General features: G+C 63.3%; 13 protein-coding genes. 10 read left to right on the top strand and 3 right to left on the bottom strand.

Translation table 11 applies throughout. The features are described from left to right. Window positions 1-27 precede the first annotated feature (27 nt). Together J2X76_RS23810 and secA are read right to left on the bottom strand one after the other, a co-directional pair. A complete protein-coding gene (locus J2X76_RS23810) occupies window positions 28-1,440 on the bottom strand; it encodes a lipopolysaccharide biosynthesis protein (protein ID WP_113126111.1) in 1,413 nt (470 codons plus the stop codon). A gap of 294 nt (window positions 1,441-1,734) precedes the next feature. After that, a complete protein-coding gene (gene secA, locus J2X76_RS23815; protein ID WP_310219836.1) occupies window positions 1,735-4,446 on the bottom strand; it encodes a preprotein translocase subunit SecA in 2,712 nt (903 codons plus the stop codon). 254 nt (window positions 4,447-4,700) lie between these two features. On the opposite strand from secA, the gene J2X76_RS23820 reads away from it, so the two are divergent. The 6 genes from J2X76_RS23820 (at window position 4,701) to J2X76_RS23845 (ending at window position 8,737) form a co-directional block, all read left to right on the top strand. Next, complete coding sequence (locus J2X76_RS23820) at window positions 4,701-5,573, top strand: peptidylprolyl isomerase (protein WP_113126110.1); 873 nt, start codon at window positions 4,701-4,703, stop codon at window positions 5,571-5,573. Window positions 5,574-5,635: 62 nt separating this feature from the next. Beyond that, on the top strand, window positions 5,636-6,877 hold the full coding sequence (gene argJ / locus J2X76_RS23825; protein ID WP_310219840.1) for a bifunctional glutamate N-acetyltransferase/amino-acid acetyltransferase ArgJ: 1,242 nt from the start codon (window positions 5,636-5,638) through the stop codon (window positions 6,875-6,877). 6 nt (window positions 6,878-6,883) lie between these two features. Then, window positions 6,884-7,666: a GNAT family N-acetyltransferase gene (locus J2X76_RS23830; RefSeq protein WP_310219841.1), complete on the top strand. Its 783-nt coding sequence runs from the start codon at window positions 6,884-6,886 to the stop codon at window positions 7,664-7,666. After that, window positions 7,663-8,076 (top strand): 8-oxo-dGTP diphosphatase MutT, encoded by a 414-nt coding sequence (gene mutT / locus J2X76_RS23835; RefSeq protein WP_113126107.1) that lies wholly within the window; start codon window positions 7,663-7,665, stop codon window positions 8,074-8,076. The genes J2X76_RS23830 and mutT overlap by 4 nt, the downstream gene beginning before the upstream one ends. Before the next feature lie 108 nt (window positions 8,077-8,184). Further along, a complete protein-coding gene (locus J2X76_RS23840) occupies window positions 8,185-8,505 on the top strand; it encodes a hypothetical protein (RefSeq protein WP_113126106.1) in 321 nt (106 codons plus the stop codon). A 58-nt stretch (window positions 8,506-8,563) separates the two neighbouring features. Continuing rightward, window positions 8,564-8,737, top strand: a complete 174-nt coding sequence (locus J2X76_RS23845; RefSeq protein ID WP_310219844.1) for a Flp family type IVb pilin — start codon at window positions 8,564-8,566, stop codon at window positions 8,735-8,737. A 16-nt stretch (window positions 8,738-8,753) separates the two neighbouring features. On the opposite strand, the gene J2X76_RS23850 is transcribed toward J2X76_RS23845, so the two are convergent. Next, a complete protein-coding gene (locus J2X76_RS23850; RefSeq protein WP_310219845.1) occupies window positions 8,754-9,629 on the bottom strand; it encodes a methyltransferase domain-containing protein in 876 nt (291 codons plus the stop codon). 58 nt (window positions 9,630-9,687) lie between these two features. Between J2X76_RS23850 and J2X76_RS23855 the strand changes: the two genes are divergently transcribed. From J2X76_RS23855 to J2X76_RS23870, 4 genes are all read left to right on the top strand, one after another. After that, the gene (locus J2X76_RS23855; RefSeq protein WP_113126151.1) at window positions 9,688-10,464 is read left to right on the top strand and encodes a ComF family protein; all 777 of its coding nucleotides are present in this window, start codon (window positions 9,688-9,690) and stop codon (window positions 10,462-10,464) included. Between the two features lie 68 nt (window positions 10,465-10,532). Further along, the gene (gene grxC / locus J2X76_RS23860; protein ID WP_113126103.1) at window positions 10,533-10,790 is read left to right on the top strand and encodes a glutaredoxin 3; all 258 of its coding nucleotides are present in this window, start codon (window positions 10,533-10,535) and stop codon (window positions 10,788-10,790) included. A gap of 12 nt (window positions 10,791-10,802) precedes the next feature. Next, window positions 10,803-11,657: a carbon-nitrogen hydrolase family protein gene (locus J2X76_RS23865; RefSeq protein WP_310219848.1), complete on the top strand. Its 855-nt coding sequence runs from the start codon at window positions 10,803-10,805 to the stop codon at window positions 11,655-11,657. Next, window positions 11,654-12,082, top strand: coding sequence for a DUF1178 family protein (locus tag J2X76_RS23870; RefSeq protein WP_310219850.1), 429 nt, complete (start codon window positions 11,654-11,656; stop codon window positions 12,080-12,082). The genes J2X76_RS23865 and J2X76_RS23870 overlap by 4 nt, the downstream gene beginning before the upstream one ends. Window positions 12,083-12,295 lie beyond the last annotated feature (213 nt).

Here is a 12,295-nt window from a genome sequence, read left to right on the forward strand (position 1 = left end):
CGCTGCTGAACGGAGGTTGCGCCATGGTCAGGAAGCCTTTGAAGGAGCAGGGGGCGTCGGATCGGCAAACGCGAAGAGCACGATGCCGAGGGTGCGGCGCACTGCGATATGCAACAGGATCGCCTCGATCATCATCGCGGATGCAGTGGCCATCGCAGCACCGGTCAGGCCGAAGCGGGGGATCAGCACGATATTGAGGCCGATGCTCGCCGACAGCGTGACCGCGTAGAGCAGGACGCAGAGCTTCTGGCGGCCCGCCATGCTGAGCAGGACCTCGCCGGGGCCGACCATCGATTTGGCGAGGATGCCGCAGAACAGGATCGCCATCAGCCAGTAGCCGGCCGTGAACGCGCTGCCGAACAGCGACAGGAGCAGTTCACCGGATGCCAGCGCCGCCAGCCCGACGGCAAGCGACGGCCAGAAACTCCAGCGCACGGTCTGGCCGGCAAAGGAGGCCAGCGCTGTCATGTCCTCTTCGGCCATGATCGCTGAAAAGCGGGGGCCGGCTGCGGCCTTGATCGAGAAATAGACGAACTGCACCAGCACGATCGTCTTTGCGGCGGCGTAGTAGATGCCGACCTGGTCCGGCGGCAGGTAGAGGCCGACGACGACGACGTCGGCATTGGTCAGGAGGAAACCGATGCCGTCCACGAGGAAGAGCGGCAGCGAATAACGGAACCAGGCGCCGATCTCGAACTGCATCGGGCCTTTTCCGTAGAGCCGGCGCAGGCGTAATGTCAGGCGCAGCAGCTGCGAGAGCGTCGTGACATAGGTTGCCAGAAGCGCCGCCTCCATGGCGGTGACGGCGGTATGCGGCGCACCGAACCAGAGGGCGGCCAGCATGAAGGCGAGGATCAGGGTCGGGCGGATCAGGTAGGTGGGCGAGAGCGCCGTCGCCGTCCAGCCGTTCGAGCGCGCGGTGCCGTCGAGCACGTCGCCGAGCGCGATCATCGGCATGGTGAAGAAGGCGAGCGACACCGGCACGAGATAATAGGGCTCGACCGTGTGGCCGTAGAAATTCAGGAACAGGAAACCGAGGCCGGCCACCGTGCTTGCCGAGATGAGCGCCACCAGCCGGACGGCGAGATTGAGCCCGCGCACCGTCGCCACCTCGCCGCGTGCCTTGTGCTGGTGCAGGAAACGGATCACGGACGTGTGGAAGCCGAGGCAGGAGAGATTGCCGGCGAGCACGACCAGAACCCAGACGAAGGCGAAGATGCCGTATTCGAACTCGCCCATCAGGCGGGCGAGCACGATCTGCGACACGAAGGCGATGGCGGCGCTGGCGACGCGGATGACGAAGGCGATAAGGGCGCGGCGCTGGGCAAGTGCCGTCTCGTCGTCGTCGGTCAGGATCTTTTCGAGCTTGCGGGTCAGCGGGGCCAGCCGGGTCCTCAGACCAGGCGGAAGCAATCTTTCCGCTGTTTCGATAACCGCCATGATGGGCACGCAATACTCGTAACGACGACGGGAACAATGGGCAAAAGTGTTGCCACAGCAGGGTTAAGAAAGGGTTCGCCCGGGGGTTGGGGAGGAGCCGCCCGACAATGCCGCCATGCGCTCCTCCGTCATGCCCGAGCTTGTCCCGAACATTCGCAACGATATGATTTTATTGAGGAAAGCAGATCCTCTGCACAAGGTCGAGGATGACGCCGGCCAGGAGGCGAGGTTTGCCAAAAAAACTAACGCCGCCCGGAGGCGGCGTTTTCAACGGTGCGGATCGTATGCGCGGCCTCAGGCCTGTTCGAAGGCGCCGTGGCAATGCTTGTATTTCTTGCCGGAGCCGCAGGGGCAGGCCTCGTTGCGGCCGATCTTGCCCCAGGTGGAGGGATCTTCAGGCCGGCGGTCTTCCGGTGCGGCGATGAAGTTCTCGCTGTCGAAGCCGGTGATCTGGTTGATGCCGGTCGTCGGATCGACGTGCTGTTCGTCGTAGATTGCCGGCGGCTGCGGCGGCTCGGGGTTCTGCACCAGCTCGACGCGCATGAGCTGGGCGGTGACCGCTTCGCGCAGGTTGGCGAGCAGGGCCTGGAACAGCTCGAAAGCTTCCGCCTTGTATTCCTGCAGCGGATCGCGCTGGGCGTAACCGCGGAAGCCGATGACCGAACGCAGGTGATCGAGATTGACGATATGCTCGCGCCACAGGTGGTCGAGCGTCTGGAGCAGCACGGAGCGCTCCACATAGGTCATGATCTCGGCGCCGAAGCGCTCCTTGCGGTCGGCCGCGGCGGCATCTGCGGCAGCGGTGACGCGTTCGCGGATATCATCTTCGCCGATGCCCTCTTCCTTGACCCAGTCCTCGATCGGCAGGTCGAGATTGAGGAGGCGGCCGACATCTTCGCGAAGACCCGGGGCATTCCACTGTTCGGCATAGGCGCGCTCAGGAATATGCTTGGCGACGATAATCTCGATCACCTCGGCGCGCATTTCCTCGACGACCTCGGAAACGTCCGGAGAATCCATCATCTCGATACGCTGTTCGAAGATCACCTTGCGCTGGTCGTTGGTGACGTCGTCGTATTTCAGAAGGTTCTTGCGGATGTCGAAGTTGCGGGCCTCGACCTTCTTCTGGGCGCGTTCCAGCGCCTTGTTGATCCAGGGATGGACGATCGCCTCGCCTTCCTTCAAGCCCAGCTTCTGCAGCATGCCGTCCATGCGGTCGGAGCCGAAGATGCGCATCAGGTCGTCCTGGAGCGACAGGTAGAATTTCGAGCGGCCGGGGTCGCCCTGACGGCCGGAACGGCCGCGCAACTGGTTATCGATGCGGCGGCTTTCATGGCGTTCGGTGGCGATGACATAGAGACCGCCGGCGGCCAGCGCCGTTTCCTTGAGCTGCTTTACCTGCTCGCGGATGGCAGCTTCCTTTGCCGCGCGTTCGCCCTCGTCCTCGATGCCTTCGAGTTCGCGTTCGAGGCGCATGTCGATATTGCCGCCGAGCTGGATGTCGGTGCCGCGGCCGGCCATGTTGGTGGCGATCGTCACGGCACCCGGGACACCGGCCTGCGAAACGATATAGGCTTCCTGCTCATGGTAGCGGGCGTTCAGGACCTGGAAGTCGCTGAAGCCGGACTGACGCAGCATGGTCGCCAGAAGTTCGGACTTCTCGATCGAGGTGGTGCCGACGAGAACCGGCTGGCCGCGCTGATGGGCGTCCTTGATCTCGGTAATGATAGCCTTGAACTTCTCGTCGAAGGTTCGGTAGACCTCGTCGTCCTCGTCGATGCGCTGGATCGGCAGGTTGGTCGGCACTTCGACCACTTCGAGCTTGTAGATGTTGCCGAACTCTTCCGCTTCGGTCTGCGCCGTGCCTGTCATGCCGGCTAGCTTTGAATACATGCGGAAATAGTTCTGGAAGGTGATCGAGGAGAGCGTCTGGTTCTCCGGCTGGATCTGCACCTTTTCCTTGGCTTCGAGCGCCTGGTGCTGGCCTTCCGAATAGCGGCGGCCCGGCATCATGCGGCCGGTGAATTCGTCGATGATGACGATCTCGCCGTTGCGGACGATATAGTCCTTGTCGCGGGTGAAGAGCTTGTGGGCCTTCAGCGCGTTGTTGATGTGGTGGACGATTGCGACGTTTTCGACGTCGTAGAGGGATTCGCCCTTCAGGAGGCCCGCCTGGCGCAAGAGGTTCTCGAGCTTTTCGGTGCCGGCCTCGGAGAAGTTGGCGGAGCGCTGCTTTTCGTCGATTTCGTAGTCTTCCGGCGTCAGCGCCGGGATGAAGGCGTCGATCGTGTTGTAGAGTTCCGAACGGTCGTCGAGCGGGCCGGAGATGATCAGCGGCGTGCGCGCCTCGTCGACCAGGATCGAGTCCACTTCGTCGACGATCGCGTAATTGTGGCCGCGCTGGACCATCTGGCTGCGCTCGTACTTCATGTTGTCGCGCAGATAGTCGAAGCCGAGTTCGTTATTGGTGGCGTAGGTGATGTCGCAGGCATAGTTGGTGCGGCGCTCGTCATCGTTGAGGCCATGGACGATGACCCCCGTGCTCAGGCCGAGGAAGCCGTAGAGCCTGCCCATCGTGTGGGCGTCGCGCTGGGCGAGGTAGTCGTTGACGGTGACCACGTGCACGCCCTTGCCGGCGAGCGCGTTCAGATAGACCGGCAGCGTCGCCACCAGCGTCTTGCCTTCGCCGGTCTTCATCTCGGCAATCGCGCCATCGTGAAGGATCATGCCGCCGGTCAGCTGCACGTCGAACGGGCGCATGCCGAGCACGCGGCGGGACGCCTCGCGCACGACCGCGAAAGCCGGGATCAGGATGTCGTCCAGCGTCTTGCCTTCGGCGAGCAGTTTCCTGAACTCGGCCGTCTGGCCTGCAAGCTGTTCGTCGGAGAGAGCCTTGGTCTTCTCCTCGATTGCATTGATGGCGTCGATACTTGGCCGATAGCCGCGCACGCGGCGATCGTTAGCCGAACCGAACAATTTGCGGGCGATGCCGCCAATGCTGACCATACGAATGGTCCTTTCTGAAATCTGTCCCATGGGGGCGCCGGACCGGTCGATCCATCGGTTTTCGATGCCGATAAAATGACCCGTCACGCCCGGAAACTCTGCTGGACGCGAAGTTGCGTGACAGATAAGAGGGGGGTCGAATGATGTCAACGGTGGCGGCCGATACAGAATGGCCACAATCCGGTGTTTGTGAAGGTTTTCTGGCCGGAATCAGGGCTTCTGAAACCGGTATCCTTATCGAAAGGTCTTTATCGATGTTGCGCCACAAATTCCTCATGACGGCCGCGCTGGCCGCCGCGATCCTCTGCCAGGCTCCCGCGTTCGCGGCAGAAGATCCGGTCGTTGCCAAGGTCGGTGACCTGGAAATCCACCAGTCGGAACTGGATATCGCGGTCCAGAATCTCGATCCGCAGCTCGCCCAGCTTCCCGATGACCAGAAGAAGGTCGCAGCCCTGTCCGGCGCCATCGACGTCAAGCTGCTCGCCAAGGGCGCGCTTGCCGAAGGCATCAAGGACACGCCCGATTTCAAGAAGCGGATGGACTATATCGCCGACCGCGAACTGCATAACGCCTATTTCCGCAAGCACGTGATCGATGCCACCACCCCGGCAGAGGTCAAGGCCCGTTACGACAAGGAAATCGCCTCCCTGCCGAAGCAGGAAGAAGTGCATGCCCGCCACATCCTCGTAAAGACCGAGGACGAGGCGAAGGCGATCATCGCAGATCTCGGCAAGGGCAAGGATTTCGCCGCCATCGCCAAGGAAAAGTCGCAGGACAGCAACAAGGATGAAGGCGGCGATCTCGGCTGGTTCGGCCGCGGCCGCATGGTTCCCGAGTTCGAAGAGGCCGCTTTCGCGCTGAAGAAGGGCGAATACACCAAGACCCCGGTCAAGTCGCAGTTCGGCTTCCACGTCATCAAGCTCGAAGACACCCGCGATGCTCCGGCGCCGGCTTTCGAGCAGGTCGAGGACCAGGTCAAGCAGCTCGTGATGCGCGACAAGTACGTCGCTCTCATCACCAAGGCCAAGAGCGAGCAGAAGATCGACATCATGGATGCCGGTCTCAAGAAGGGTTATGACGACGTCAGCAAGATGCAGGAAGCGGGCGACGCGCCGGTCCAGCAGTAACCTTTTGACAACGGGCCCGGATCTTCCGGGCCCTTTTCCTATTTGAGCCAGGTAGTTTTCCGATGTCCGCTTCCGTCTCGCCGCTTGCTCCGAAATCCTATCCCGACATGCCGGTGATCCGCGGCGTGCGCATGGCGACCGCCGCCGCCGGGATCAAGTACAAGAACCGCACCGACGTGCTGCTGATGGTGTTCGACAAGCCGGCGACCGTCGCCGGCGTCTTCACCCGGTCCAAATGTCCTTCGGCGCCGGTCGATTTCTGCCGCGCCAATCTGTCGCATGGCGTTGCCCGTGCCGTGGTCGTCAATTCCGGCAATGCCAACGCCTTTACCGGCGTCAAGGGCAAGGCCGCGACGGCGCTCACCGCAAAGTCGGCTGCGGAGGCGGTCGGCTGTGGCGAGAACGAGGTCTATCTGGCATCCACCGGCGTGATCGGCGAACCGCTGGACGCGTCGAAGTTCGCGGGCGTGCTCGGCGACATGAACAGCGGTGCCACAGGCGACTTCTGGCTCGAGGCCGCCAAGGCGATCATGACCACCGACACCTATCCGAAGGTCGCGACCCGCACCGCCGAGATCGGCGGCGTCAAGGTGACGATCAACGGCATTTCGAAGGGCGCGGGCATGATCGCGCCCGACATGGCGACCATGCTCTCCTTCGTGGCGACGGATGCCGACATCGCATCTCCGGCGCTGCAGAGCCTGCTTTCGGCCGGCGTCGGCCCGAGCTTCAACTCGGTCACCGTCGACAGCGACACCTCAACGTCCGACACGCTGATGCTGTTTGCGACGGGTGCAGCGAGCGCCGACGGCCAGGTTCGTGTCGAGACCGCCGACGATCCGCGTCTGGCAAGCTTCCGCGCGGCGCTCAACGACCTGCTCAAGGACCTCGCCCTGCAGGTGGTCCGAGACGGCGAAGGTGCGCGCAAGATGGTCGAGATCACCGTCACCGGCGCCGAAAGCGATGCGGCGGCCAAGGTGATCGCGCTGTCGATCGCCAATTCGCCGCTCGTCAAGACCGCGATCGCCGGCGAGGACGCCAATTGGGGCCGTATCGTCATGGCCGTCGGCAAGTCGGGCGAGATGGCCGACCGCGACCGGCTGGCGATCTGGTTCGGCGATGTGCGCGTCGCCGTCGACGGCGAGCGCGATCCGGCCTATTCCGAAGCCGCGACCACCGCTGTCATGAAGGAACAGGATATTCCCGTGAAGGTCGATATCGGTCTCGGCAGCGGCCGGGCGACCGTCTGGACCTGCGACCTCACCAAGGAATATGTTGCCATCAACGGCGACTACCGGAGCTGACAGGAATTGAACGAAGCATCATCTCCCCAGAACGATCTGCCGCTGGTCCGGCGGCTCGAAGCCGTCGGCTTTCGAGCCTGGCCGGCGGCATCCGTCGTCTATGACGGAAGCTGGCAGGTGCGGCTGACCGGCGGTCATCCTTCGAAGCGATTGAACTGCATCGTGCCGCTCGATCCGTCCGATCACCGCGACATGGCGGTGAGGCTCGAGAAGGCACGCAAGCGTTTCGAGGATTACGGCCGTCCGCTGGTCGTCCGGGAGACGCCGCTCGCTCCTCCGAAGCTCATCGGACATCTCGACGCCGCCGGCTGGCGGGTGTTCGAGACCGTGGACGTGCTCACCGTCAATCTCACCGAACTGGAACTGCCGGACACGCTCGATTACCTGCCGAGCCACGATATCGGCCGGTTCTGCGATGCGAGCCTTGCCGTCGAAGGCGAGGATGTGGGCCTGAAGCCGGCGCTTGCCGAGATCCTGAGCTCGATCAAGCCGACCTCCGGCTTCTTCATCAAGGAGAACCCGCAGGAGGGGGCGGCGGCCGTGGCGCTCTGCGTGCAGGACAACGATCTCGCCGGCATCATCTCCTTTGCAGTCGCCAAGGCGCATCGGCGTGAGGGTCTCGGCACCGAGATCTTTTCCTCCGCGCTGCGCTGGGCCCGGATCAGCGGCGCCCGCTCGGCCTGGCTGCAGGTGGTCTCCACCAACGAACCGGCTCTGGCGCTCTATCGCAAATTCGGCTTCCGCAAGGCCTACGAATACCGCTACTGGCGGCAGGAGAGCCGGGCATGAGCGATACGCCCCGCAAGATCCTGCTGGTCGCCGCCTGCGCGCTGATCGACACCGACGGCCGCATCCTTCTGGCGCAGCGGCCCGAAGGCAAGTCGCTGGCCGGCCTCTGGGAATTTCCCGGCGGCAAGGTCGAGCCCGGCGAGACGCCGGAGGAGACACTGGTACGCGAGCTCGAGGAGGAGCTCGGCATCGTCACCAAGATCCCGTGCCTTGCTCCGCTGACTTTCGCGAGCCACACTTACGAGACCTTCCATCTGCTGATGCCGCTTTACGTCTGTCGGCGGTTCGAAGGCATTCCGACGGGGCGGGAAGGCCAGGCGATCAAGTGGGTGCGGCCGAACGCGCTGCGCGATTATCCCATGCCGCCAGCCGACGAGCCGCTGATCCCGATCCTTCAGGATCTGCTCTGATCGATAAAATTAGAACAATCGAATTTATACGGCGTTAAGGGATCGTTTAGCCGATTGTGGCACCTTCAAGGCTCATCACGTAACTGCGTTGACGAGGCTTTAGAAGGCATGGACGAGGAATTCTGGAAAACTGTGCGGGTCCGTCAGCGGACGGCGCATGGCTCCGGCAAAACCGGCGCGCTCAATATAGCACTCCTGTTCGGGACGGCCGCGATCGCTCTTTCGCTGATCGTGACGCCGATGCTCGCGAGCCGCAATGACGAGCGCCGGCTGGCGCATGTCCAGGAAGATTTCGACCTGATCAGCACGGGCTCCATCAAGCCCGGCGACAAGAGCGGAAAACATTATACGATCCGGCGCAGCGTATTGCAGGAAACGCCTGGCTCAGTCTGCATCGTACAGGGCTATGGCGTGGGCAACGACTGCTGATTGAATATCGTAATGTAATCCGGCGGCTTGCGAATTCTTTCGCTCAAAAGGACAATTCATGCGTCTCTTCTGGTCCTTCATACGCGACGAGCGGGGAGCGACAGCTGTGGAATATGGCCTCATCGTTGCGGTCCTGTCGCTGTCAATGATCGCCGGGTTCACCGTTTTTGCCGACGCATTGACGAATATGTTCGGAACCATCTCGAACAACGTTGATAAGCCCATCCCCTGAATCCCGGTCGGGCTACTCAGCGCGGGTCACGGTTGTTTAGGGCGTCCGCGAGCCGCATCTTGGCGGAGCCCGGCTTCAATGGTTTCTGCTGGCTTTCGTGCGGTGCCCAGCCCGATGCGTAGATGATCGAGAACGTCGCGCGGATGCGGCCGTCCGGATCGGAATAGCGCTCCGCATAAAGCTCCGCGGCCCTGACGAAAAAACGCCTCGTGACCGGCACCCGGCTGCGTCCCGCCAGCGGGTTGGTCATGCCCATGGCGCGCAGGTCGCGCATCAGCGGAAAGAGCGAGTCGTAACGCACGGTATGGGTTTCGGCGTCAACGACCGGCAGTGAAAAGCCGGCCCGCTGTAGCAGAGCGCCGACATCGCGCACATCGGCGAACGGAATGACGCGGGGGCTTGCGCCGCCGGTCAGCTCCGCCTCGGCGGAGAGAAGCACGTCGCGCAGCTCCTGAAGAGTGCCCGAGCCCGGGATGGCCGCCAGGAAAAGCCCGTCCGGTTTCAGCGCCCGGCGGATGCGGATCAGCGTGCCGGGCGTATCGTTGACCAGATGCAGCGAGAGCGGCGACAGGACGAGATTGGCGCTCTCGGGTTCGAGCGGCACGTCTTCCAGCGGGGCGATAGTGAAGGCGTCGCCGGGCCTGGCGAAGGCGGTATCGGTCTCGACCCGACGGATGGTTCCGACCTTGCCGGTAGCCAGCGCCTCGCGGGCGGCGATACCGGTTCCGCCATGGAGTTCGACCGCCGTTTCGAACCGGCGCTCGACCACGGCGAGGCGGTCCGCAAGTTCGCGTCCGGCGATGTCCAGGAGGAATGCCGCATTGCTGTCGCGTGCGGTTATCGCGCGTCTGCGTCGCGCGCTTACAAGCTGTTCGTCGAAAAGAATTTCCATGGCCGTCCACTCGTATTCTGCCGTCGCAAAGGCGCGCTCCGTCCGCTATTGTCAAGTCATGTCCGTGGAGCCGAACGTCAATCCCTTGCGACTTTTAACATCGCTCGCCGCAGGGTGGACGAGATGGGTCGGCGATCTCGTCTATCCGCCGACCTGCCCTGGTTGCGGGGTCAGGACCGGGGCGCATCAGGGCTTCTGCCCCTCCTGCTGGCGAGAGATCCGTTTCATCGAACGGCCCTATTGCGAGAAGCTCGGGCTGCCGTTTTCCTACGATCCGGGACCTGGCATTCTGTCCGCGCAAGCCATCGCCGAGCCGCCCGTTTTCGACCGCCTGCGTTCGGCTGCGATCTTCGAGGGGGCGGCGCGCGACCTCGTCCATTCGCTGAAATACCGGGACCGAACCGACCTTGCGGGAATGATGGCCGGCTGGATGCTGCGTGCCTCCGACGGACATGTCGCGGCCTGCGACGCCATCCTGCCGGTGCCGCTGCATCGCGCACGTTTTGCCTCGCGCAAGTTCAACCAGGCTGCGGAACTCGCGCGGCATATGTCGCAGAAATCCGGCCGGCCGTTCCTCGCTTCCACCCTCGTCCGCGTCAAACGCACGAACCGGCAGGTGGGGCTTTCGGCACGGGCTCGCGAAGACAATGTCCGGGCGGCTTTCGCGATCGCTCCGGGGCACGAGGACCGGGTGTTCGGCAAGCGGCTGGTGCTGGTCGACGACGTCTATACGACCGGTGCGACGGTTTCCTCCGCCGTGAGGACATTGAAAAAAGCAGGCGCCGCTGAGGTCACGGTTTTGACCTTTGCAATGGCTGTTACCGGGCCTATATGACAGAAGAAGACATTGTTGCGCGGCCTTTCCCCGACATCCTTTCCCTTGGGTCGCGCCCGGAGACGTTCATGGCCGAGGTCACTATCTACACTCGCGAATATTGCGGTTACTGCGCACGCGCGAAGGCTTTGCTGGACACCAAAGGTGTCGCCTATACCGAGCATGACGCCACTTATTCGCAGGAATTGCGCCAGGAGATGATCGGCAAGTCCAACGGCCGGGCGACCTTCCCGCAGATCTTCATCGACGGGACGCATGTCGGCGGCTGCGACGACCTGCACGCGCTCGAACGGGCCGGCAAGCTGGACCCGATGCTGGCGAACTGAGAGGTGTCTCCCATGGCTTTCAAGGTTGCCGCCATACAGATGTGCTCCGGCGTTGTTCCGGAAAAGAACGCCGCCGACATGGCGCGGCTGGTGCGCGAGGCTGCGGCGCAAGGGGCGGTCTACATCCAGACCCCGGAAATGACCGGCTTCCTGCAGCGGGACCGCAAGGCGATGCGGGCGGTGCTGCGCGACGAGGCGGCCGATATCATCGTCTCGACCGCCTGCGGTCTTGCGAGCGAACTCGGCATCCACCTGCATGTCGGCTCGACGGCGATTGCGGTCGAGGGCGGCAAGATCGCCAACCGCGGCTTCCTGTTTGCGCCGGACGGGCGCAAGGTCTGCACCTATGACAAGATCCATATGTTCGATGTCGATCTGGACAATGGCGAAAGCTGGCGCGAGAGCTCGGCCTACGAGCCGGGCAGCGAAGCCCGGGTCGCCGACCTGCCGTTCGGCAAGCTCGGTTTTGCGATCTGCTACGACGTGCGTTTCCCGCAGCTTTTCCGCACGGAAGCGCTTGCCGGCGCCGAGATCCTGACCGTGCCGGCCGCCTTCACCCGGCAGACCGGTGAGGCCCATTGGGAAATCCTGCTGCGTGCCCGGGCGATCGAGAATGGCGCCTTCGTGATCGCCGCGGCCCAGGCCGGCGTCCATGAGGATGGCCGCGAAACCTTCGGCCATTCGATGATCGTCGATCCCTGGGGCAAGGTGCTGGCATCCGCCGGCGGCACCGGCGAAGGCGTCGTGCTGGCCGAGATCGACATCGCCGCCGTCGCTTCGGCGCGGGGAAAAATCCCGAACCTCAAGAACGCCCGCGAGTTCTCGCTTGATGCGGTGCCCGCCGCGGCGGGAGAGGTGGCCGCTTGATCAAGTATTCCCTTTCCTGCGAAAATGTCCATACGTTCGAAGGCTGGTTTTCGACAAGCGCGGACTTCGATACCCAGGTGGCAAGCGGGTTCCTCACCTGTCCGGTCTGCAATTCCGCCTCGATCTCCAAGACGCTGATGGCGCCATCCGTTTCGACCGCCCGTAAAAAGGAGGAGAAGCAGGCGATGGTGATGGACATGGCGCGCCAGGAGGCGATCGCCAAGCTCAAGGAAGCGGTTGCCGCCATCAAGGCGACGGCCGAGGATGTCGGCGAGAAATTTCCCGAGGAAGCCCGCAAGATCCACTATGGCGAGGCGGATGCCCGCGGCATCATCGGCCAGGCGAGCCTCGGCGAAGTGCGTGACCTGCTCGACGAGGGCATAGAGGTTGCACCGCTGCCGGTCATTCCCGAAGACGCGAACTGAATGAGCGGGACGGCGAAACGGTTGACAGCTTGAGCGGCAATGGCCGGCCGCTGGCGCTGTGGTGGGTGCAGCATCGAGCTGACTGGCCGAGGCAGCCACGCGGTTCGAACATCTCCCCGGCCATTTGGCCGGGCACCAGAGCTTTCCATTTCAAAGAACCCTACGGGCCGGATCGGAGGTAACCATCGACCGCGCCCGAGTGCGCCAGATCGT

It is taken from the genome of Neorhizobium sp. 2083 (genome assembly GCF_031455615.1).
GTDB lineage: Bacteria > Pseudomonadota > Alphaproteobacteria > Rhizobiales > Rhizobiaceae > Neorhizobium.

What these genes read in the sequence shown, in the direction of transcription:
- J2X76_RS23855 (WP_113126151.1), top strand. Translation starts at nt 9,688, where the DNA reads ATGTCCGTGGAGCCGAACGTCAATCCCTTGCGACTTTTAACATCGCTC.
- J2X76_RS23845 (WP_310219844.1), top strand. Translation starts at nt 8,564, where the DNA reads ATGCGTCTCTTCTGGTCCTTCATACGCGACGAGCGGGGAGCGACAGCT.
- J2X76_RS23850 (WP_310219845.1), bottom strand. Translation starts at nt 9,629, where the DNA reads ATGGAAATTCTTTTCGACGAACAGCTTGTAAGCGCGCGACGCAGACGC.
- argJ (WP_310219840.1), top strand. Translation starts at nt 5,636, where the DNA reads ATGTCCGCTTCCGTCTCGCCGCTTGCTCCGAAATCCTATCCCGACATG.
- grxC (WP_113126103.1), top strand. Translation starts at nt 10,533, where the DNA reads ATGGCCGAGGTCACTATCTACACTCGCGAATATTGCGGTTACTGCGCA.
- J2X76_RS23810 (WP_113126111.1), bottom strand. Translation starts at nt 1,440, where the DNA reads ATGGCGGTTATCGAAACAGCGGAAAGATTGCTTCCGCCTGGTCTGAGG.
- secA (WP_310219836.1), bottom strand. Translation starts at nt 4,446, where the DNA reads ATGGTCAGCATTGGCGGCATCGCCCGCAAATTGTTCGGTTCGGCTAAC.
- J2X76_RS23840 (WP_113126106.1), top strand. Translation starts at nt 8,185, where the DNA reads ATGGACGAGGAATTCTGGAAAACTGTGCGGGTCCGTCAGCGGACGGCG.
- mutT (WP_113126107.1), top strand. Translation starts at nt 7,663, where the DNA reads ATGAGCGATACGCCCCGCAAGATCCTGCTGGTCGCCGCCTGCGCGCTG.
- J2X76_RS23820 (WP_113126110.1), top strand. Translation starts at nt 4,701, where the DNA reads ATGTTGCGCCACAAATTCCTCATGACGGCCGCGCTGGCCGCCGCGATC.
- J2X76_RS23865 (WP_310219848.1), top strand. Translation starts at nt 10,803, where the DNA reads ATGGCTTTCAAGGTTGCCGCCATACAGATGTGCTCCGGCGTTGTTCCG.